Here is a 22,247-nt window from a genome sequence, read left to right as displayed (position 1 = left end):
CGCCTTACCCGCGACTCGTCGTCGCGAAACGCTGGTCGGTATAGCGGCGCAGGTTGGACAGGAATCGGCGAAACGCCAGATTCATCAGCGGTCCACTGATCGGCGAGAACCACGCTGCGGGCCCGGTCAACCGATTGGCCAGTGTCCAGGTGAGCCGACACCCCTGCGGGGTGGGCACGATCCGGTAGTCCTCCACGAATACCGCCAGCGCCGAGGTCGAGCTCGCGTTGAAGCGAAATGCCATGTGCTGCGAAGGTTCCCAGGCCAAGAACTCCTCGTCCCCGACGATGCCGCCCCGCATGTCCACAACGCGGGTGGTGCCGACTCCGTGTGGTTCGGGACTGGTCCAGGTGACCTTGGTGATGACGCTGGCCCAGTGCGGCCAGGCTTGGGCGTCGGCGAGCACCTCCCAGACCTGCTCGGGAGTCACCGCGAGGTCGACGCTGTTACTGAACCGCTGCGGCGCACGCTCGAGGAATTCGAGGCCGACCTGCTCACACGCGTGCATCCGAGACAAGTGCTGATACCTTTCACCGGCGGCGGAGCCGCACGTTCAACGTTGATCAATTTGTACATATCTCGATAATGTGTGCAAGTGCCCGGTGAGAAGTCGTCGAAGCAGCTTCCCGCGGCGCTGCTGTCGGCAGCGGCCGACACCCTTCGCCAGCTGGGCCCACGCCGATTCAGCCTCACCGCGGTCGCGGAAGCGGCAGGCGTATCACGGGGCACGGTGCACAACGCTTTCGGAACGCGCGATGCCGCCCTCACCGCGACCCTCGATCACCTCTCGGCGAAGTTCATCGAGACGATGGCCGCAGAGGTCGACCAGCTGGCGACCCTCGCCGAGCAAGTCGCGGCCGCCGCGGTCTTGATCTCAGCGCATCGCCGCGGACCAGCCGCCGAGCCGCGCTCGACCAGTCAGGGCGCGCTGGTTCTCCTTCTCGACCACGGCGGCGACGACCTGATGCAGCGCTCGGTGGCGCAGTGGATTCCCCTGGCGCGCGCCGCGCAACGTCGCGGCGAGATCGCCGAGAACGTCGACGTGGGCCGCGCCGCTGAATGGATCGTACGAATGCTGTTCAGCTTCGAACTCTTGCCGCCCATGCGGGTGAATCTGGAAAATCCCCGAGCGATACGGCGATTCGTCAGCGACCACATCATCAACGGAATGACCGGAGGCCGCAGTGAATCGCCCTGAAGCCCATCCGCTGCGCGTCCCCGAGGCCGCCCTCGAAGACCTGCGGCGGCGACTCGCCAACACCCGCTGGCCGGCGGAGATCGACGACGCAGGATGGAATTACGGAACCAACCAGGGATTCCTCCGCTCCGTGGTCGACCACTGGCTGCACCATTACGACTGGCGCCGGGTCGAGTCCGAGGTCAACGCGCTCGGGTCATTCCTCACCGAGGCAGCCGGACAGCGGATCCACTTCCTGCACCTGCGGTCATCCGACGCCGACGCCATCCCGCTGTTGATCACCCACGGCTGGCCCGGCTCCATCGTGGAGTTCCTCGATGTGGCACCCGCACTGCGTCAGCGATACCACGTCGTGGTGATGTCGATGCCCGGGTACGGCTTCTCCGGACCCACTCGGCGGACCGGTGTCGACGTAGCGGCCGTGGCTGCCGCCGGGGACAAGCTGATGGCACAGCTCGGCTACCACCGCTATGTCGCCCAGGGCGGCGACTGGGGCGCTCTGGTGACCCGCCATCTCGGCGAGCACTATGCGGGCCGCGTCGCGGCCATTCACACCAACATGTGTTTCGCTCCACCGGATGGGGACAAGCCCGAGCTAACTGCCGCGGTGACGCCGGCCGAGCAGGCGGCGATCATCGACTCGGTGCAGCGCACCGCCGACGGCACCGCCTATCTGAATCAGCAAGCGACCCGGCCGCATTCGCTCGGTTTCGGCCTTGACGACTCGCCCGTGGGTCTGGCGGGCTGGATCCTGGAGAAGTTTCACGCCTGGTGCGACATCCGCGACGGCATGCCGATCAGCACCGATCGGCTGATCGACAACCTGATGTTCTACTGGCTGACGGTGACCGGCACCTCGTCGGCTCGGCTGTACTGCGAGTCCGCCCGCGCGGGAAACGGCGCGCTCAGCTCGTGGTGGGGGCATGTAGCCGTGCCCACCGGCTACGCGGTGTACCCGTATGAACTGCTGCAGACTCCGCGGGCGTGGGCCGCCAACCGCTACAACCTGGTTCACTACAGCGTCCAGGATCGAGGCGGTCATTTCGCCGCCTTCGAACAGCCCGCGATCTTCGCCGCCGACCTGGCGGCCTTCGCCGATGTGCTGGTGCAGCAGAAGGTGTTCTAAGTGCGGGCGGCAGGCGCGACAGCCGGCTGCTGACGCAGCGGGCGTTGCCGCACGAGCGTCGGCCACCAGAACCACGGGCCATAGATCCGTACCAGCGACGGCACGATGAACGAACGCACGATCAGGGTGTCGAGCAGCAGTCCGATGCACACGGTCGAGCCGAGCTGGCCGATCGTGCGCAGATCGCTGGCGAGCATGGCCAGCATGGTGAACGCGAACACCAGGCCTGCCGAGGTCACCACCCCGCCGGTAGAGCCCAGGGCCCGGATCAACCCGGTGTTCAGTCCGGCCGGGAGTTCCTCTTTGAGCCGGGCTATGAGCAGCAGGTTGTAGTCCGAGCCCACCGCCACCAAGATGATGAACGTCAGCGGCAGGATCAACCAATGCAGGTGCAGGCCGATCAGATGCTGCCAGATCAGCACCGACAGCCCGAAGGCTCCGGCATAGGAGAAGGCCACCGTCCCGGGAATCACCAAGGCCGCTACCAGACTTCGCGTGATCACCAACATGATCAAGAAGATCAGCACGAACGCGGCGATTGCGGCGATCAGCAGATCCGACCGCGAATACTGCTGGATGTCTTTGTTGTTCGAGCCGGAGCCGCCGATGTAGATCTTCGCGCCGGCCAGTGAGGTCTCTTTCAGCGCGATCTGGATGGCATCGGGGAATCTCTCGACGTGCTCAATACCTTCGGGGCCCATCGCGTTGCCCTCGTGGGTGACGATGAAGCGGGCAGCCTTGCCGTCGGGGGACATCATCAGCTGCATTCCGGTCTTGATGTCTTCGTTGTCGAAGGCGGGGCGGGGAATGTAGAAGAAATCGTCACTGCGCGATGCGTCGAAGTCGTTGCCGACATTGATCATGTCATCGAACGTCTGATCGGTGTTCTCGGCCGCAATACTGCTTGGGCCGTAGGTATTGACGATCAACGACCGAAGAGCGATCTGGTCGTCGGCCATGATGTTGAGCTGAGCGACCATCTGCGGCAGTAGCGAGTCGACGACTTCCAGCGAGGTCACCGCGTCCTTGATGTTGGCCGCCAGCTTGTCGACGCTGTCCATCATGTCCCACAGCGAGCGGAACGCCCAACAGACCGGGATGTCGTAACAGTGTGGCTCCCAGTAGAAATAGCTGCGGAGCGGTCTCATGAAGTCGTCCAGGTTGGACAGTTGCTCGTCCATCTGTTCGGTGAGGGCTTGCATCTCCTCCATGGTGAGCACCGTGGCATGCATCTCGTCGGCCAACTTCTGGGTCAGCGCGATCGTGGTCTGCAGCACCTCGACGGTGTGCCCCATGATCTGTGCCTGCTTGTCGGTGTTGGCGTTCTGCTCCCGGGTGAACGGCAGCTGTTGGCCGTTGGCGCTGCCTTGCACGGTGAACAGGTACGGCAGCGACGCGTGCTCCAAGGCCCGGCCCATCGGCCTGGTGATGCTTTGCACCATGGCGACCCCAGGCAACCGGATCAGGGCCTTGGCCACCCGGTCCAGTGAGATGAAGTCGGCCGAGTTGCGCATGTCGTGATCCGACTCGACCATCAGCATCTCGGAGAACAGCTTGCTCCTGGCGAAGTGCCGGTCGGCCGCGGCGAAGCCCTGGTTGGCCGCGGAGTTGCGCGGCTGGTAGGTCCGGTCGTCGAAGCTGACCTGGTAGGTCGGCACGAAGACCGCGCCGGCAGCCACCACCGCGGCGCTGGCGGTCAGGATCGGCTTGGGCCAGCGCACCACGCTGGTGGCTATCCGGCGATACAGGCGCGCCTTGACGGTTCGTTTCGGATCGAAGAGCCCGAACAGGCTGCCCACGCTCAAGATCGCCGGACCCAGCGTCAATGCGCCCACGACGGTCAGCACCATGCTGATGGCCACCGCCGGTCCCATGGTGTTGAAGTAGTTCAGCCGAGCGAAGCTCAGGCAGAAGGCGGCACCGGCGATGGTGAGGCCGGAGCCGAGGATCACGTGCGACACGCCCCGATAGGCCGTGTAATACGCGTCTTCGCGGCTCTCGCCGTTCAGCCGTGCCTCGTGGTAACGGCCCATCAGGAAGATTCCGTAGTCCGTTCCCGCGCCCAGCGTCAGCGAGACCACCATGTTGACCGCGAAGGACGACAGCTGGATATAGCCGAAATGCCCCAGGGCCGCGATGACGCCCTTGGCGGCCAACATCAGGATCAGGACCCCGAACAGCGGCACCAGCATGGTGACGAAGGAGCGATAGACCAACAGCAACATGAAGATGATGAGGAAGATCGTGGCGATGGTGATGTTGTTCAGGCTCGAGTTCGCCGTCGCCACCGTGTCCGCGGCCAAGGGTGCCGCGCCACTGACATAGACCTTGAGTCCCGCCGGAGGGTCGGAGGCCTCGACGGTCTGCCGCACGGTGGCAACGGACTCGTTGGCCTGCATCTGCCCGATGTCGCCGGCCAGGCGCAGCAGCACGTAAGCGGCCTTGCCGTCGAGGCTTTGAGCTCCGGCCGCCGTGATCGGTTTTCCCCAGGTGTCCATGACGTACTGGACATGCTCGGTGTCGGCGCGCAGGGTGCGCACCAACTCGTCGTAGTAGGCATGGTCCTCGGGCCCCAGCGGACGGTCGGCCTCCAGCACCAGCATGGTCATGCTGGTCGAGGTCGATTCCTCGAACTTCTCGCCGATCGCCAGCATCGCGGCCTGCGATGGCGCATAGGTGGGCACCATGGGACCGGCAAGTTCTTCGGCAACCTTTTCCACTTGCGGCACAAAGGTATTGGTCGTCATGGCCAGCAGGCCCCAGCAGACGATGATCGGAACGGCCAGGAGGCGGACCAGGCGCGCGGCCAGGGGCCTTTTCGCTCGCTGCTCGCTCATGCGGACTTCACCCTGCAGGTGATGTCGGCGTTGGACCGCGCGTTGGTGTGCTCGTCGCGGATCACGTCATCGACCAGGATGCGGCACCCGACGTAGTCGCCGCGGACCTGCACCGAGATGCTTCCCGACACCACCGACAGCATCGTCGTCTCCTCGTGAGCCCAGGGCAGCGTGTCCACTTCGACGGTATGGGGATGCCCGTCGATGTCGAGGTAGGACAGCAGCGCGCCGCCCCCGGCCGCTCCGAACACCTCATAGCTGAGCTTCTTCGGGTTGAACTGTTCAGGCGCCTGCGGCGGGTTGACGGTGAGAACCGGTCCCGGAGCGGACAACTGGTGGACTTTCCACATGGAAAGCGCCCCCAGGCTCAGCGCGATGACGGCCACCAGCGGCATCCACACCCGAGCCAGCACGGACCGGCGCGGCGTGCCCGGACTCACGCGGTGTCCTTAGCCGCGGCGGCCGGAAGTCTCTTCTTCAACGTGCGAATCCGCAGGATTTGGGCGGTCATGTTCACTGCGCCGAACATCGGGATCACGCCGATGAATGTTCGCTCCGATGGGGTCGCTCCGTGCAGTTGCTCAAGGCTGCCGAGCACGTAGACGCAGCCCAGCGAGAAGGTGGCCGCAGGGATGCAGAAGGCGAGCGGCGTACGCAGGTCGTTGACGGCGCGCGTCGCGAATTCGAGCTCCTCACCGGAGAGCGGCTGGCGTGTCCGCACCTTGGCGAGCACCGCTCTGCGCGCGCCGATTCCTTCGCTGATCGGCAACACGGGGCGACGTCGCAGTTGCCGAATGTAGAAGAACAGCCCGGTGGCGAAGAACAACAACGCCACGAAGGCGACCGCCGCGAGGTCCCCGAACAGGCGCCAGTTGGTCCCGAACATGTTCCAGTCCATCGCCGACCTCACCCCCATCCGTGGCTCATCGCCCACCACCGGTTGGAACTTGGCGGCTGTTTAGGGATGCTAAACGTCCGGTAATGAGACGTCAACATCTTATAAAGAGACGTAGCTGTGTTTATGATGGGAATCATGAATGAGCCCGGCCCGGTACTGACCGGTGCGCAATCTCGCACGCGGACGGCCATCCTGGACGCGACGGCGTCGGTGCTCGCCCGTGATCGCACCGCCACGCTCCCCGAGATCGCCGCAGCAGCCCAAGTGGCCCGATCCACCCTGCACCGCTATTTCGCCGACCGTGAGCGGTTGATCTACGAAACCACCCTCGACTCGATACGCATCATCAGCGACATCCTCGCGACCGCGGCGACGGCGGAGGGGTCGGCTGTCGAGGCGATGCGGCGGGTGATCACCGCACTGGCACCCGAGGGCGACCGGATCGTGTTCCTGTTCGCCGACCCCGCCGTCCTGCGCGATATCCCCGCTGAGCGCCTGCCCAACTCGGCTCCGATCCTCGAACTGATCGCCCGCGGCCAGCGCGAAGGTACCTACGATCCCGATCTGACCCCGGAGTGGATTCGTATCGCACTGTTCGGGCTGATGGTCAAGGCCTGTAGCGAGGCCGCGCACGGCAACATCGCGCGCCACAGCATCGTGCCGACGCTGACGCGGATCTTCGAGCGCGGTGTGGCAGCCGGCTGAGCCGCCCCGGGGGGTCAGGCCGTGGCCGGGCCACGAAGCGCCGGCAGCACCAGGGCGTCGATGACGTTCCGAACGAAGGCGGCGTCCAAGGTCTGGCCACGGACAACCTGCAGCAGCCCCATTGCCAAGACCACGTCGGCGATCATCGACCAGTCCCGCTGGGCGTCGATCTCCCCGCGAGCCGCCGCCTGCGCCAGGATCTTGGCGACCAAACCCTTGCCCTTGACCAGCACCAGGTCGTCGACGGCGGCAGCCAGTCCGGGTTCGTGAGCGGCTTCTAGCGCAACTCGCAACACCAGGTCGTTGGGCACGGGATCTTGGTCGGCACGCCCGATCTGTTCAATGAGGGCGTCCAGATCACCGGCCAGACTGCCGGTGTCCGGGACTTCCCTGACCAGCAGGTCGGGCCGCCAGTAGATCAGAGCGTCGGTGATCAGTGCCGCCTTCGACGACCACCGGCGATAGATGGCCGCCTTTCCTACGCCTGCGCGCGCCGCGATGTCGTTCATGCTGGCCGCGTCGTAACCGTTCTCCGAGACCACCGCCAACGCGGCGTCGAGGATCACCGGATCGCGGGACCGATCCAACCGGCCCTCGGTGCGCTGACGCAGTCTGGACTCCATCGCGTCACACCGTCGTCGGATGCGGAATCGGCGTCGTCTCGGCAGCCGGTTCCGGCGCGGGGCGGTCCCTCATCTCGAAGGTGTTCAACGGCCACCAGAACCACCGGCCCAACGCCGCCGCGATCGACGGCGTCATGAAGGCGCGCACGATGAAGGTGTCGACCAGCAGGCCCAGCGCGATCGCGGTGCCCAACTGGCCGATCACCCGCAGTTCACTGACCATCATCGAGGCCATGGTCGCCGCGAACACCAGACCCGCCGCCGTCACCACCCGGCCCGAGGCCCCCATGCCGCGGATGATCCCGGTATTGAGGCCGGCCCCGATCTCCTCTTTGAGTCGCGACACCAGCAGCAGGTTGTAGTCGGAGCCGACGGCCAACAGAATGATCACCGTCAGCGGCAGCACGATCCACTGCAGGCCCACCCCGAGGATGTCCTGCCACAGCAGCACCGACAGCCCGCAGGCGGTCCCCAGCGAGGCCAGCACCGTGCCGACGATCACCAGCGAGGCCACCAGGCTCCGGGTGATCATCAGCATGATCGAGAAGATCAGGATCAGCGTGGAAAGCCCGGCGATCATCAGGTCGATCTTCACGCCGTCCTGCATGTCGCTGTACATCGAGGCGGTTCCGGCCAGGGAAACCTTGGAACCTTCCAGTGGGGTGCCCTTGATCGCGTCTGCGACCGCTTCCCGAATGCCCTGGACGTGTTTAATCCCGTCGACCGAGGCCGGGTCGCCCTGGTGGGTGATGATGAATCGCACGGCGTGGCCGTCGGGCGAGACGAACATCTTCAGGCCTCGGATGAAGTCGGGGTTGTCGAAGACCTCCGGCGGCAGGTAGAAGGAGTCGTCGTTTTTGGCCTCGTCGAAGAACTTGCCCATCAGGGTGGAGCCTTCGGCGTTCTCCTGCAGATGGTGCTGGATGCCCGACATCGAACTGTGGGTGGCGAGCATGAAGCCGCGCATCTTCTTCATCGAATCGATGGTCTTGGGTAGGTCTTCGAGCATCTGCGGCATCAAGACGTCGAGCCGGTCGACGTCTTTGATAGTCGTCCCCATGTCATCGGTCATGGCGTCGACGTCGTCGAGCATGTCGAACATCGACCGCGTCGAGGCGCAGATGGGGATGTCGAAACAGTGCGGCTCCCAATAGAAGTAACTACGCAGCGGGCGGAAGAAGTCGTCGAAGTCCGACACATGCTGGCGCACGGTCTCGATGTCGACCTGCAACGTGTGCATGTGGGCGGTCATGTCGTGGGTGTTGTCGACCACCTGCTGCATGACCCCGTACATGTGTTCCATGGTGGCCACAGTCCGGCCCATCTCGTCGGCCTGCTCGAGCATGGAGGCCATGGAATCATTCATGAATTTCGCGGTCTGCAGCTGACCGGACGCCTGCATGGCGATCTGAAACGGGATGGAGCTGTGCTCAATCGGCGCACCGAGCGGCCGCGTGATGGTCTGCACCCGCCCGATGCCCCGCTCGTGGAAGACGCTCTTGGCGATCCGGTCGATCACCAGCATGTCCGCCGGGTTCCGCACATCGTGGCCGGCATCGACCATCAGCAGTTCCGGGTTCATCCGCGCTTGCGAGAAATGCCGCTCGGCCGCTGTCTGCGCCACGTTGGCGGCGATGGTCTCCGGGGTGAAATTCCGGTCGTTGTAATTGGGCACGTAGGTGGCCAGCGCCAGGAAGCCGATTGCGGCGATGAAGGCCGTCACCACGATGATCGGTTTGGGCCAGCGCGTCACCAGAGTGCCGATTCGGCGCCAACCCCGTTCGGAGACCTCACGTTTGGGATCGAAGATGCCGAACTTGGAGGCGACCACCAGCACCGCGGGAGCCAGGGTGAGGCCGGCCACCATGGTCGCCACCAGGGCGATGGCACACGGCACACCCATGGTCTGGAAGTACGGCAGTTTGGTCGCGGTCAGGCAGAGACAGGCACCCACGATCGTCAGGCCGGAACCCACGATCACGTGCACCACGCCGTTGTAGGCGGTATGGAATGCCTCTTCCCGGTCCTGGCCTCGGGATCTGGCCTCGTGATAGCGGCCCAGGAGAAAGATGAAGTAGTCGGTGCCGGCGGCGATGGTCAGCATCGTGACCATGCTGACCGCGTACGGCGTCAGACCGATGATGTCGAGATTGCCGGCCGTGGCCACAATGCCTTCGGCCGCGTACAGCTCGAAGCGCACCAGGATCAGCGCGACGATCGCCGACCGCAACGAGCGGTAGATGACCAGCAGCATCACGAAGATGACGCCGATGGTGACCGCCGTCATGAGCTCCATGCTGTTGTGGGCAGCGATCAGGGTGTCGGTGTTGAGCACCGTGTTGCCGGCGACGTGCGCCTGAACCCCCGGCGGCGCCGGCACCCCGTTGACGATCTTGCGTACCGCCGCCACCGACGCGTGGCTGGGCGTGGTGCCCTGGGCGCCGTCGAGGAAAACCTGCACATAGGCGGCCTTGCCGTCCGGGCTCTGGGAGCCGGCAGCGGTGAGTGGATCGCTCCAGAAGTCCTGCACGTTCTGCACATGCTTGTCGGCCTTGAGCCTGGCGACGATCTCGTTGTAGTACTCGTGTGCGCTGTCGCCGAGCTTGTCGTCGCCTTCGAGCACCACCATGGCCGTGGAGTCGGTGTCGAACTCCTCGAACTTGTGACCGATGGTCATCATGTCCTTGTAGGCAGGCGCGTCCAGGGGCGCCATCGGCACCGAGTGCTTGCCCGCCACCACGCCCAGCTCCGGGGTGAACACCGTGGTGCCGATCGCGATGAGCAACCAGAACACGATGATGGGCACCGCCATGACCCACAGCAGCCGGGCGAAGCGGGACCGGGGCGGGTGCTGCAGAGAGTTGCTCATACGGATTTCACCAAGCAGTAGATGAAGGGCTTGTATTCGTCGATGCTGCGGTCGTCACGAACCTCGTCGTCGACGATGATCCGGCAACGCAGGTGCTCTATTGCGGTGTCGCCCTGGGCGACGATGTTGGCCGACATCGACGGCAGCGTGGTGACGATGGTGTGTGACCACGGCAGCGGGGCATCCTCGACGAGGTGCGGCTGCCCGTTCTCGTCGAGGAAATTGGCGCTGATGGTGCCCCCGTCGGGGCCCGTGAGTTCGTAGGTGATGTGTTTGGGATTGAACGGTTTCGTGTCGTCGGCATTGGCGTCGGAGGTCGCCACCCGCGCGCCCGCCCCGAAACTGCTGCGCACCCGGACCACCACATAGGCGCCGAGCGCGATCACCACCACAAGAAGCAGAGGGATCCACAGCTTCTTGACCACAGCGAACACGCACCATCTCCTTTGTCGCGCCTGCCGCAGACGGAACTCCGGTTCCGTGGCGACCGGACAGGACTGTACCGCACGGCGTCGGCGACCTTTTCGCGGTAGCAGCAGGTCGGATAAACCTCTAGTGCCGTGGCGCCAGAACTACTACACTCGGTCGTAGCATCGGCTCCGTAGCCTCGGGAGATCGCCCATGAATGTCGTCGACGTATCGCGGTGGCAGTTCGGCATCACCACCGTTTATCACTTCATTTTCGTGCCGCTGACAATCGGTTTGGCTCCCCTGGTCGCGGTCATGCAGACCGTGTGGGTGCTCACCGACAACGTCGCCTGGTACCGGCTGACGAAATTCTTCGGAAAACTCTTCTTGATCAATTTCGCACTCGGGGTTGCCACCGGGATCGTGCAGGAATTTCAGTTCGGCATGAACTGGAGCGAATACTCACGCTTTGTCGGTGATGTGTTCGGCGCACCGCTGGCAATGGAAGGGCTGGCCGCCTTCTTCTTCGAATCCACGTTCCTGGGGCTGTGGATCTTCGGCTGGAGCCGATTGCCACGAGTGGTGCACCTGCTGTGTATCTGGATCGTCGCCATCGCCACCAATGTCTCGGCGTTCTTCATCATCGCGGCCAACTCCTTCATGCAGCACCCGGTGGGCGCACATTTCAATCCCGAGACCAAGCGCGCCGAGCTGGACAGCATCGTGGCGCTGTTCACCAACAACACCGCCCAGGCCGCCTTGTCGCATGCAATCACCGGGGCGTTCTTGACGTCCGGAACCTTCGTCGCCGCAGTGAGCGCCTGGTGGATGATCCGCGCGCGGAGGGTCGACACCGCGCAGCACGCCGAGGGGGATGCGGCCACCCTGTACCGGCCGGCGGCCATCCTCGGGTGTTGGGTGGCACTGGTGGCCGCGGTCGGGCTGTTCTTCACCGGCGACATCCAGGGCAAGCTGATGTTCGTTCAGCAACCGATGAAGATGGCGTCGGCGGAATCGTTGTGCGACACCGCCACCGATCCGAATTTCTCCATCCTGACCGTGGGACGCCAGAACAACTGCGACCACCTGACCCGGGTGCTCGAGGTGCCCTATGTACTGCCGTTCCTGGCCGAGGGCCGATTCACCGGTGTTCGGCTCGACGGGGTCCGTGACATCCAGCAGCACTACGAGCAGAAGTTCGGCGCAGGCGACTACCGGCCGAACCTGTTCGTCACCTACTGGTCGTTTCGGGCAATGATCGGGCTCCTGCTGGTGCCGGTGCTCTTCGCGATGGTCACGTTGTGGCTGACCCGCGGCGGCAGGATCCCTGACCAGCGCTGGCTCTCCTGGTTCGCCCTGCTCACCATTCCCACGCCGTTCCTGGCCAACAGCGCCGGCTGGGTGTTCACCGAGATGGGCCGACAACCCTGGGTCGTGGTCCCCAATCCGACCGGAGACCCGAACGTGCGACTCACCGTCGCCCAAGGAGTCTCGGGCAACAGCGTCGGCGTGGTGGTCACCTCCCTGGTGATGTTCACCCTGGTCTACGCGGTGCTCGCGGTCATCTGGTTCTGGCTGATCAAACGCTACGTGGCCGAGGGGCCGCTCGAGCACGACGCCGAGCCCGCGCCGCCGGTACCCGCCGACGAAAACGACGTGGCTCCACTGTCATTCGCCTACTGATCCGCCGGCCTGGCCGGACAGAGCCTAAAAGGAGGTCGTCGCGGTGGACCTGAATCAGGTGTGGTTCCTACTGGTCGCGGTGCTGTTCATCGGGTTCTTCGTGTTGGAGGGCTTCGACTTCGGGGTGGGGATGCTGATGGCGCCGTTCGGCCGGGCGGGTTCGCGGGACCCCGAGGCTCACCGGCGCGCCGCGCTGAACACCATCGGCCCGGTCTGGGACGGGAACGAGGTGTGGCTGCTCACCGCGGGCGGTGCCATGTTCGCCGCCTTCCCGGACTGGTATGCCACGGTGTTCTCCACGCTGTACCTGCCCCTGCTGGCGATCCTGTTCGGCATGATCGTGCGCGCCGTGGCCATCGAGTGGCGCGGCAAGATCAACGACCCGCAGTGGCGGGCCTGGGCCGATCGCGCCATCGCGGCAGGTTCCTGGCTGCCCGCGATCCTGTGGGGTGTGGCGTTCGCGGTCCTGGTCCGGGGCCTGCCGGTGGACGCCGGCCACCATGTCCACCTCGCCCTGAGCGACGTGCTGAACGCCTACACGCTGCTCGGCGGGCTGGCCACCGGCGGACTGTTCCTGTTCTACGGCGCGGTCTTCACCGCCCTGAAGACCGCGGGTCCGATCCGCGACGACGCGCACCGCTTCGCCGCGCGGTTGTCGCTGCCGGCGACCGCGCTGGTCGGCGGCTTCGGGCTGTGGACCCAGCTCGTCTACGGCGCCGGTTGGACCTGGTTGGTGCTGGGGATCGCGGTGCTGGCGCAGGTGGCCGCGGTAGGGCTCACGTGGCGCCGGACGTCCGACGGCTGGGCGTTTGCGTGCACCGCGGTGGTGGTCGCCGCGGTGGTGGTCTTGCTGTTCGGCGCGCTGTATCCCGCCCTGCTGCCGTCCACCTTGGATCCGCAGTGGAGTCTGACGATCTACAACGCTTCCTCAACTCCGTACACGCTGAAGATCATGACGTGGGCTGCGGTGATCTTCGCCCCGCTGACCATGCTGTATCAAGGTTGGACCTATTGGGTGTTCCGGCAACGGATTTCCGCCGAGCAGATACCGGCTTCCATCGGGCTGTCCAGGCAGCCGTCCTGAGCCCCCAGAAGTCCCGAGCTCCACTGGACCCGCGCCTGTGGCGGGAATCGGCTGCGCTGCGCCGGTTCCTGCTGGGCATGGTGGGTTGCGGGGTCGTGATCTCGGCATGCGCTATCGGCTCCGCGATCGTCCTGGCCCACATCGTGTCTCAGGTGATCACCGAGCCGTCGACACGCACGGTCGGCCACTGGGCACCGTTGTTGGCCGCCCTCACGCTGTTGTGGGCGGTGCGCGCAGTGGCGCAGTGGCTGCAGGCCCGCCTCGGGCAGCGCGGCGCCAGTGCCGTGATCGCGGACCTGAGCGGTCGGGTATTGGCTGCGGTCACCGCACGCTCCCCCAGCCGGCTGGCCGCCGAACGGGACGCCGCGGCAACCGTGGTGACCCGGGGACTGGACGGGCTGCGCCCTTACTTCACCGCGTATCTGCCCGCACTTCTGCTGGCTGCCGTTCTGACTCCGGTCACCGTGGCGGTGATCGCCGGATATGACCGGCGCGCCGCGGCACTGGTGGTGATCACCTTGCCGCTCATCCCGGTGTTCATGGTCTTGATCGGTCTTGCCACCACCGATCGCTCCGCGGCGGCCTTGTCTGCCCTGACGACGTTGCAGGCGCGGCTGCTGGACCTGATCGCCGGCATACCCACCCTGCGCGCGCTCGGCCGGGCCGACGGGCCCCAGCAGCGCATCGCCGAGCTGTCGAACGCGCAGCGCCGCTCCACGATGGCCACGCTGCGGATCGCGTTCCTGTCGGCGCTGGTGCTCGAGCTGCTGGCCACGCTGAGCGTTGCGGTGGTGGCCGTCAGCATCGGGCTGCGGCTGGTCTTCGGCGAGATGAGCCTGACCGCGGGACTGACCGTGCTGCTGCTGGTGCCCGACGTGTACTGGCCGCTGCGCCGGATCGGAGTGGAGTTTCATGCCGCCGAGCAAGGCCGCGCCGCCGCAGAGCAGGCCTTCGCATTGATCGGCGAGTCGGGTACACCGACGGGCGACTGCATCGTCATCGCTGAGGGCGCGCCCATCGACCTGGATCAGCTGCGGGTGGCCGGCCGTGACGGTGCTGCGCCGGCAGGTCTGACCGCGCGGATCGAGCCCGGTCAGGTCACGGTGCTGACCGGCGCAAACGGTGCGGGAAAGAGCACCACGCTGGCAGTCATCGCGGGTCTGACCGCGCCGACCTCGGGACAGGTCACGGTGGCCGGCGTCGGCGTCACCGCGCTGGACCTGCCGGCATGGTGGGCCCAACTGAGCTGGCTGCCGCAGCGCCCGGCGCTGGTGCCGGGGACGGTGGCCGACAACCTGGCGCTGTTCGGCGAACTCGTCCAGTTCGAGGCGGCCTGCGCCGCGGCCGGGTTCGATGCGGTGCTCGCGGAGCTGCCCGATGGCCTGCAGACCCCGTTGGGCCGCGGTGGCGTGGGGTTGTCGTTGGGCCAGCGGCAGCGGCTGGGGCTGGCGCGGGCGCTGGGATCGGCAGCGCCGGTGCTGTTGCTCGACGAGCCCACGGCGCATCTGGACGGCGCCACCGAACAACGGGTTCTGGACGCGCTGGTCACACGCGCGCGATCCGGCGCGACGATCGTGGTGGTGGGTCACCGACCCGCGGTGCTGGCGATCGGCGACCAAGTGGTCACCGTGCACAGTGAAAGGCCCGCCCCCTGTGCGCAATCCTGATCCGCTGTTGTCGGCCCTCGACCTGTTACGGCCACGCCTGCCCCGGTTGCTGCTGGCGTGGCTGCTCGGCACGTTGTCCCTGTGCAGCGCGCTGGCCCTGGCCGCGGTCTCTGCCTGGCTGATCACCCGAGCCTGGCAGATGCCGCCGGTACTGGACCTGTCGATCGCGGTGGTGGCGGTACGGGCGCTGGCGATCTCCCGCGGTGTCCTGCACTACTGCGAGCGGCTGGTCAGTCACGATGCCGCACTGGCCGCCGCTGGGACCGCCCGCGGACAGCTCTATCGGCGCCTGGCAACCGGACCGGCAGAGGCCGCGGCACGGTTGCCCAGTGGCGAGTTGGTGGCGCGGATGGGCGCGGACGTCGACGAGCTGGCGGGCGTTGTGGTCCGGGCCCTGCTCCCCATCGGCGTCGCGGCGTTCCTCGCCGTGGCCGCCACCGCGGTGATCGCGGCGATCTCCGCGGCCGCCGCGGCGGTACTGGCGGCCTGTCTGCTGGTCGCAGGGGCCGTAGCCCCATGGCTGTCCGCGCGGGCGGCCACGGCACAGGAGCACGCCGCCCGTGACCACCTCGCCGAACGCGACCTCGCGGCGATGTCGGCGCTCGAGTACGCGCCCGAACTGCGGATCGCCGGCCTGCTTCCCGGCCTCATCGCGGAGTCACAACGCCGGCAGCGGGCATGGGGGGCGGCACTGGACGAGGCCGCCAAACCGGCCGCGATCGCCGCGGCACTGCCCACCGTCGCCATCGCGGTCAGCGTGCTGGGCGCGGTAGTCGCCGGGATCGGGCTCGCCGACGCCGTGGCACCCACCACCGTGGCAATCCTGATGCTGTTGCCCCTGTCGGCGTTCGAGGCGACCACTGCACTGCCGGGAGCCGCCGTCCAACTGACCAGGTCGCGGATCGCCGCGCGGCGGCTGCTCGCCGTGGCGCCGGCAGTGCCCGAGGCAGCAGATCCGCCCTGCCCTACCCGCAACGGCCCGACCCCGACGCCGCCGCTGCACGCCGACCTCCAGTCCGGGCACCGAGGCGAACGGTCCGTCCGGGTGTGCCTGGACCTGTCGCCCGGGGACCGAGTGGCGGTCACCGGACCCAGCGGGTCCGGCAAGACCACACTGCTGATGACCCTCGCCGGTCTGCTGCCGCCGCTGAGCGGGGACGTGTCGGTGGCCGGCCGCGCACTGACGAAGCTTCCCGAGGCCGAACAGCGGCACACGGTCGGCTTCTTCGCCGAGGATGCGCACGTCTTTGCAACCACCGTCCGCGACAACCTGTTGGTGGCGCGCGGCGACTGCCGCGACGACGAGCTGGTCGCGGCGTTGCGCCGGGTAGGACTCGGCCCGTGGCTGGCCGGTCTGCCCGACGGTGTGGCCACCGTATTGTCCGGCGGCGCCCAGGGATTGTCGGCGGGTCAGCGGCGGCGGTTGCTGCTGGCCCGGGCGCTGCTCTCACCAGCCCGGATCCTGCTGCTCGACGAGCCCACCGAGCACCTCGACATCACCGACTCCGATGACCTCTTGCGGGCCGTGTTGGCGGCGCCGGGGCTGTTCGGCGCCGAGCGGACGGTGGTGGTAGCCACCCACCACCTGCCCGCGGGAGGCGGCTTCCAGCAGGTCCGCCTGCGTTAACGAGGGCAGCGCCGGGCTGCGACGGTCAGCTCCGGGCTAGGGTGCTTGAGTCGGCTTCCGAAACCAGTAGATAGAACGGTTGACTCAACTCATGACCGCAGCAGAGACGTCAGCGCTGGAATCCCGGGTCGGCCACTACTACCGGATGGACGGCACCTACGTGGTGGGCCGGGAGAAGGTGCGGGAGTACGCGCGCGCCGTGCAGGACTACCACCCCGCGCACTGGGATGTGGCCGCCGCTGCGGAAATGGGTTATTCGGGGCTGGTGGCGCCCCTGACGTTCACCTCGGTGCCGGGCATGAACTGCAACCGTCGGATGTTCGAGTCGGTGGTCGTCGGCTACGACACCTACATGCAGACCGAAGAGGTGTTCGAGCAGCACCGGCCGATCGTCGACGGTGACGAGCTGCATATCGACGTGGAGCTGACCTCGGTGCGCCGGATCGCCGGCCGTGACCTGATCACCGTGACCAACACCTTTACCGACACCGCAGGTGAGCGGGTGCACACGTTGCACACCACCGTCGTCGGGGTGACGGCTGAAGACATCGATCCGACCGTCAAGACGGCCGTGCACAACGCGATGATGCATGACGTCAACATCCTGGACGTCGGTGAATCCGACGCCGCTTACCACAAGACGGTGCGCCCGGAGGGTGAGGTGCGTATCTCTGAGGTCGGCCTGACCCGGACTCCGGCGACGCCGTCCTTCGACGAGGTCAAGGTCGGCGACACACTGCCGGTGCGGCACACCCGCCTGGCCCGAGGCGACCTGGTCAACTATGCGGGGGTCGCCGGCGACGCCAACCCCATCCACTGGGACGAAGACATCGCCAAGCTGGCCGGGCTCCCCGACGTGATCGCCCACGGCATGCTGACCATGGGCCTGGGGGCCGGATTCGCCTCCGCCTGGACCGGTGACCCGGGCGCCGTCACCCGGTACGCGGTGCGCCTGTCCGCTCCGGCGATCGTCTCGGCTAAGGAAGGCGCCGATATCGAGTTCAGCGGCAAGATCAAGTCGCTGGACCCGGCCACTCGCACGGGTGTCATCCTGGTCGCCGCGAAGTCCGAGAACCGCAAGATTTTCGGCCTTGCCACCCTGCACGTCCGGTTCCGCTGAGCCGGCGCCCGCACAACCCTTCGCAGGCCTGACAGGCCTTCGGCAGTACAGCTACAGCGAAGATCCAGTTCGCTGACAGCCAGTTTCCAGCAAAGCGTCGCTAGTATCAGTCCACTGAGACGGCGTTTGCGAAGGTGATTCCGCTCGACGGCAAAGAGGCCTCGACGGTGAAGAGGCGTTGACCGGTACCGATAAGCCGGCCGATGACACAACCGGAAAACCTGAAACGGTTGCGAATTCTCCTCTTTGATAATCAGCGAGCAAACGTCCCGTCAAAAGGCCTATGTGAGCGGGCTGCCGCCACGGCTAGCTTGATGACAGCTGTCTCACAACAGTTTTCAAAGGTTGACTGGTACGAATATCAACTGAAAAAAGTCGCACGCTGTTTACATCGCAGGGACCTTGAATAGACAACGGCCGTCTAAGGTTTCGGTTTCTCACGCGATTCAGGCGTCGGCAGTCAGAGCGCGTGACGTAAGGAGTCACTCGAAATGGATTTTGCTGCACTGCCGCCGGAGGTCAACTCCGGCAGGATGTATGCGGGTGCGGGCTCCGGGCCCCTGCTCGCGGCCGCCTCCGCCTGGGACGCCCTCGCCGCCGAACTCGGTTCCACGGCGTCGTCCTACGAATCCGTGGTTTCGAGCCTTGCCGGGGAATGGTCGGGCCCCTCATCGACCTCGATGTCCGCTGCCGCCGAGCCCTACGTGACCTGGATGAGCACCACGGCCGCACAGGCCGAACTCTCCGCCAATCAGGCCCGCGCTGCGGCCGCGGCCTATGAGGCGGCCTTCGCTGCCACCGTGCCGCCCCCGGTGGTCGCGGCCAATCGGACACAGCTGGCCACGCTGATCGCGACCAATTTTCTCGGGCAGAACACCCCGGCGATCGCGGCCACCGAGCTGCACTACGCCGAGATGTGGGCCCAGGACGCGGGTGCCATGTACGGCTACGCCGGCTCGGCCGCGGCAGCCACCCAGCTCAGTCCCTTCGGCCAGCCCCCGGAGACCACCAACCCCACCGGTGCGGCCAACCAAGCGGCGGCGTCGGCGGAGGCCACCGGGAACTCGGCGGCGTCGAACATCGCGCAGCAGCTTTCCCAGCTGGTCAATGCGATGCCCCAGGCCCTGCAGTCGCTGGTGTCTAACCCTTCCGCAGCCACGGTCCCGCCGTGGTTCTCCACCAACCTGACCAACTGGAACACGATCTGGAGCACGCTGACGGGCCCGTACAGCCCGCTGCTGGGCTGGACCTCCCTGATCGGTGGTCCCTTCCTGTCCGCCGGCCAGATCTACTCGTGGCCGATCAACGCGATGGCCGTGTCGTCCTACCTGGCCGGCCCCAAAGCCATCACCGGGGCACTTGTCCCGCTGGCACCTCTGGCGAATACCGCACTGCCGGCCTCTGCCATCAGCAGTGCCACGGGCGCGCTGGGCAATGCGGCGACGGTCGGCAAGTTGTCGGTGCCCGCTTCCTGGGCGGTCGCGGCGCCTGCCACGAAACTGGTCAGCATGGCGTCGTCCTTGCCTGCGACGCTGGAGGCCGCTCCGTTGGCCGCCGTCGCCGGCCAGGACGCCATGTTCGGTGAGATGGCGCTGTCCAGCCTGTTGGGCCGCGGCGTGGGGACCACGGCCACCCAGGGTGTCGGCGCAGCCACCCGGTCGCTGCGCAACGGCGGCGGGGCCGACGCCTTCGGTCCCATTCCGCCCGGCGAGGCCGACCCGGCGGCCGCCACCATCATCGTGATCCCGGCGCTGGATGAGTGAGACAGCGATGACCAGACGCGATCCCTGCCCGCTGACCCAGTCGCACGCGACCAGATAAGGGTGTCGAAATGTACTTCTCGTTGCTTCCACCAGAGATCAACTCCGGCAACATGTACGCGGGAGCCGGCTCTGCGTCGCTGACCGCAGCCGCAACCGCATGGGGGCGCCTGTCCAGCGAATTGGGCTCTGCCGCAGCCGAATACAACGCGGTGCTGGCCTCGCTCGCGAGCGAGTCATGGACCGGTCCGTCGGCAGCGGCGATGACCGCAGCCGCTGAGCCCTACACCGCCTGGATGTCGTCCACCGCGGCCATCGCGGCCCAGGCCGCCGCCCAGGCGCAGGCGGCGGCGACCGCCTACGAAGCCGCTCACGCCGCCACCATTCCGCCGGAAGTCGTGGCCGCCAACCGCACGCAGAACCAGATGCTCTACGCCACCAACTTCCTGGGACAGAACCTCGCGGCCATCGCGGCCAATGAAGCGCAGTACATGGAGATGTGGGCCCAGGATGCCGCGGCCATGGAGACCTACGCCGCGTCGGCCACTGCTGCCACCAAGATCACCGCGTTCACCGAACCGCCGCAGACCACCACCGGGATCGCCGCGGCGACGTCGGCGAGCAGCGTCGGTTCGGCGGCGACCACCGCGGGCAGCAGCCAGATCCTGCAGTTCTTCGCCGACATCGCGACTCAGTACAACACCTTCATCAACAACGCGCTGGCCTCACTGACCGGAAATCCGACTGCCGGCGCGACCTTTTCCGCGATGTTCGCCGCACTCAAGGCACCCATCGGTCTGACCACCCAGTTCAACGACACCTCGCTGCTGGTCAACTGGCCGATCGCGGCCTTCACCAAGTTCGGTACTCCGCTCGGCCGCGTTTTCGAAGGCTTGCCGCTCACCGGTCTGGGCGCCGGGCTTCACGCAGGCTCAGCCGGTCTCACCTCGTCGGTGTCGGCCGGGATGGCCGAGGCGAACCTGGTGGGTAACCTGTCCGTGCCACCGAGCTGGGCCTCGGCGAGTCCCGCGATCCGGCTGGCGGCCACCGGCATTCCCGCCGCCGGCCTGGCCGCCGCCCCCGCTTCGGGGATGGCCGGTGGCCTGCTCAACCAGGCGGCGCTGGGCAGTATGGCCGGAGGCGCCCTGGGCAGCGCCAGCCCCCGCACCGCCGCGGGCGGCGGACGCATTCGTATCCAGGGCGGTAAGGCCAAGACTCCCGTCAAGCTCGACGCGGTGATCGCCAAGCTGCAGAGCCAACCCGAAGCGGTCCAGCACTGGAACGTCGACCAGGCCGGACTCGATGAATTGCTCGACGAACTCTCGAGGAAGCCCGGCGTGCACGCCGTACACCTCAAGGGCGCCAAGAAGGCAGCAGCGCCGCTGAGCTGACGCCCACCGGGCCGCGCCCCACCCCGCCCCGCACCTTCCCCTGAAAGAGAGAGTCATGCTTCTCGAGTTCTGGCACAACTTCACGCACAACCTGTTCAAGCCGCTGCTGTTGTTCTTCTACTTCGGCTTCCTGATCGCCATGGCGAAGGTGCCCTTCGAATTCCCGAACGCGCTGTATCAGGGACTGACGATGTACCTGCTGCTGGCCATCGGCTGGCACGGCGGCGAGGAACTCGCCGAGATCGACGTCTCGCAGATCGGCGGAATCCTCGGCTTCATGGTGGTCGGATTCGCCTTGAACTTCCTGATCGGCACAATTGCCTATCTGCTCCTGAAGTACATGACCCGAATGCGGGAGATCGACCGAGCAACGGTCGCCGGGTATTACGGCTCCGACTCCGCCGGCACCTTCGCCACCTGTATGGGCGTACTGGCCACCGTCGGGATGGCCTTCGACGCCTACATGCCGGTGATGTTGGCCATCATGGAGATCCCCGGCTGCTTGGTTGCGCTGTTCCTGGTCGCCCGGTTGCGGCACAAGGGGATGGACGCCGCCGGGAACATGCCCAACGAGCCGGACTACACGGTGCCGGCGGGCGCCCGCCCGGCGGTGGTCGCGGCCCATGGCGCCGACCCGACGGGCGGACTGTCCCTGGAGATGACCCCCGAGCGTCGCGCGGAGGCAGAGGGAACCCCCAATGGCCGCCTGATCAACAAGGAGTTGGTGCGCGAGGTCTTCCTCAACCCCGGTATCTGCCTGCTGCTCGGTGGCATCATCATCGGCTTCGTGAGCGGCCTGCAGGGCTCCAAGGTCACCAGCGTCGACGACCCGGTCTTCGTCACCGCCTTCCAAGGGGTGCTGTGCCTGTTCCTGCTGGAGATGGGGCTGACTGCCGCACGCAAGCTGAAGGACCTGCGCGCCGCCGGCCGGGGCTTCATCTTCTTCGGCTTGCTGGCTCCCAACCTGTTCGCCACGCTGGGTCTGTTTGTGGCGCACACCTACTCGCAGCTGACCGGCATCCATTTCCAGCTGGGCACCTACATTCTGTTCGCCGTGCTGTGCGGTGCGGCGTCCTACATCGCGGTGCCGGCGATCCAGCGCATCGCGATTCCGGAGGCCAGCCCCAGCCTTCCGCTGGCCGCATCGTTGGGCCTGACGTTCTCCTACAACGTGACGATCGGCATCCCGCTCTACATCGAGCTCGCCCACGTCATCACGGGTCAGTAAGGGGGATTGCGCACCATGACGAC

The 22,247-nt window shown here is 66.4% G+C and carries 18 protein-coding genes; 11 read left to right on the top strand and 7 right to left on the bottom strand.

All coding sequences use genetic code 11. From position 1 onward, the window contains the following. Positions 1-4: 4 nt before the first annotated feature. Positions 5-508 (bottom strand): SRPBCC family protein, encoded by a 504-nt coding sequence (locus tag BST15_RS10345; protein WP_046188875.1) that lies wholly within the window; start codon positions 506-508, stop codon positions 5-7. 87 nt (positions 509-595) lie between these two features. On the opposite strand from BST15_RS10345, the gene BST15_RS10340 reads away from it, so the two are divergent. Both BST15_RS10340 and BST15_RS10335 read left to right on the top strand, forming a co-directional pair. Continuing rightward, positions 596-1,198: a TetR/AcrR family transcriptional regulator gene (locus BST15_RS10340; RefSeq protein WP_052751415.1), complete on the top strand. Its 603-nt coding sequence runs from the start codon at positions 596-598 to the stop codon at positions 1,196-1,198. Then, positions 1,185-2,324 carry an epoxide hydrolase family protein gene (locus BST15_RS10335; RefSeq protein WP_046188873.1) on the top strand — a complete coding sequence of 380 codons (1,140 nt, stop codon included), beginning with the start codon at positions 1,185-1,187 and terminating at the stop codon, positions 2,322-2,324. Before BST15_RS10340 ends, BST15_RS10335 begins: the two co-directional genes overlap by 14 nt. On the opposite strand, the gene BST15_RS10330 is transcribed toward BST15_RS10335, so the two are convergent. From BST15_RS10330 to BST15_RS10320, 3 genes are read right to left on the bottom strand one after another with little or no spacing between them, the layout of a single operon-like run. Continuing rightward, complete coding sequence (locus tag BST15_RS10330; protein WP_046188872.1) at positions 2,321-5,161, bottom strand: MMPL/RND family transporter; 2,841 nt, start codon at positions 5,159-5,161, stop codon at positions 2,321-2,323. The genes BST15_RS10335 and BST15_RS10330 overlap by 4 nt on opposite strands. Next, positions 5,158-5,601 (bottom strand): MmpS family transport accessory protein, encoded by a 444-nt coding sequence (locus BST15_RS10325; RefSeq protein ID WP_046188871.1) that lies wholly within the window; start codon positions 5,599-5,601, stop codon positions 5,158-5,160. Before BST15_RS10325 ends, BST15_RS10330 begins: the two co-directional genes overlap by 4 nt. After that, positions 5,598-6,059: a hypothetical protein gene (locus BST15_RS10320; protein ID WP_046188870.1), complete on the bottom strand. Its 462-nt coding sequence runs from the start codon at positions 6,057-6,059 to the stop codon at positions 5,598-5,600. The genes BST15_RS10325 and BST15_RS10320 overlap by 4 nt, the downstream gene beginning before the upstream one ends. Before the next feature lie 135 nt (positions 6,060-6,194). On the opposite strand from BST15_RS10320, the gene BST15_RS10315 reads away from it, so the two are divergent. Further along, on the top strand, positions 6,195-6,764 hold the full coding sequence (locus BST15_RS10315; protein ID WP_234708249.1) for a TetR/AcrR family transcriptional regulator: 570 nt from the start codon (positions 6,195-6,197) through the stop codon (positions 6,762-6,764). Positions 6,765-6,778: 14 nt separating this feature from the next. Here the strand turns inward: BST15_RS10315 and BST15_RS10310 are convergent, their stop codons facing one another. From BST15_RS10310 to BST15_RS10300, 3 genes are read right to left on the bottom strand one after another with little or no spacing between them, the layout of a single operon-like run. Beyond that, positions 6,779-7,387, bottom strand: a complete 609-nt coding sequence (locus BST15_RS10310) for a TetR/AcrR family transcriptional regulator (protein ID WP_046188869.1) — start codon at positions 7,385-7,387, stop codon at positions 6,779-6,781. A 4-nt stretch (positions 7,388-7,391) separates the two neighbouring features. After that, the gene (locus BST15_RS10305; protein ID WP_046188868.1) at positions 7,392-10,256 is read right to left on the bottom strand and encodes an MMPL/RND family transporter; all 2,865 of its coding nucleotides are present in this window, start codon (positions 10,254-10,256) and stop codon (positions 7,392-7,394) included. After that, complete coding sequence (locus BST15_RS10300; protein ID WP_109370760.1) at positions 10,253-10,690, bottom strand: MmpS family transport accessory protein; 438 nt, start codon at positions 10,688-10,690, stop codon at positions 10,253-10,255. The genes BST15_RS10305 and BST15_RS10300 overlap by 4 nt, the downstream gene beginning before the upstream one ends. 187 nt (positions 10,691-10,877) lie before the next feature. On the opposite strand from BST15_RS10300, the gene BST15_RS10295 reads away from it, so the two are divergent. From BST15_RS10295 to BST15_RS10260, 8 genes are all read left to right on the top strand, one after another. Next, the gene (locus tag BST15_RS10295) at positions 10,878-12,347 is read left to right on the top strand and encodes a cytochrome ubiquinol oxidase subunit I (protein WP_046188867.1); all 1,470 of its coding nucleotides are present in this window, start codon (positions 10,878-10,880) and stop codon (positions 12,345-12,347) included. Between the two features lie 43 nt (positions 12,348-12,390). Beyond that, positions 12,391-13,431: a cytochrome d ubiquinol oxidase subunit II gene (gene cydB / locus BST15_RS10290; protein ID WP_046188866.1), complete on the top strand. Its 1,041-nt coding sequence runs from the start codon at positions 12,391-12,393 to the stop codon at positions 13,429-13,431. A 56-nt stretch (positions 13,432-13,487) separates the two neighbouring features. Further along, positions 13,488-15,098 carry a thiol reductant ABC exporter subunit CydD gene (cydD, locus tag BST15_RS10285; RefSeq protein ID WP_046188892.1) on the top strand — a complete coding sequence of 537 codons (1,611 nt, stop codon included), beginning with the start codon at positions 13,488-13,490 and terminating at the stop codon, positions 15,096-15,098. After that, positions 15,085-16,725, top strand: coding sequence for a thiol reductant ABC exporter subunit CydC (gene cydC, locus BST15_RS10280; RefSeq protein ID WP_046188865.1), 1,641 nt, complete (start codon positions 15,085-15,087; stop codon positions 16,723-16,725). Before cydD ends, cydC begins: the two co-directional genes overlap by 14 nt. A 91-nt stretch (positions 16,726-16,816) precedes the next feature. Next, positions 16,817-17,845, top strand: a complete 1,029-nt coding sequence (locus tag BST15_RS10275) for a fused (3R)-hydroxyacyl-ACP dehydratase subunits HadA/HadB (RefSeq protein ID WP_046188864.1) — start codon at positions 16,817-16,819, stop codon at positions 17,843-17,845. Between the two features lie 491 nt (positions 17,846-18,336). After that, positions 18,337-19,608, top strand: a complete 1,272-nt coding sequence (locus tag BST15_RS10270; protein WP_046188863.1) for a PPE family protein — start codon at positions 18,337-18,339, stop codon at positions 19,606-19,608. 68 nt (positions 19,609-19,676) lie between these two features. Then, positions 19,677-20,996, top strand: a complete 1,320-nt coding sequence (locus tag BST15_RS10265) for a PPE family protein (RefSeq protein WP_046188862.1) — start codon at positions 19,677-19,679, stop codon at positions 20,994-20,996. Between the two features lie 55 nt (positions 20,997-21,051). Then, entirely contained in the window at positions 21,052-22,224 is a 1,173-nt protein-coding gene (locus tag BST15_RS10260) for a sodium-dependent bicarbonate transport family permease (RefSeq protein ID WP_046188861.1), read from the top strand. Positions 22,225-22,247: the final 23 nt, after the last annotated feature.

Source organism: Mycolicibacter arupensis (assembly GCF_002086515.1).
In the GTDB taxonomy this organism is placed as follows: domain Bacteria; phylum Actinomycetota; class Actinomycetes; order Mycobacteriales; family Mycobacteriaceae; genus Mycobacterium; species Mycobacterium arupense.
Note: the sequence above shows the minus strand (reverse complement) of the source record. Positions and strands in the feature narration are given on the sequence as shown.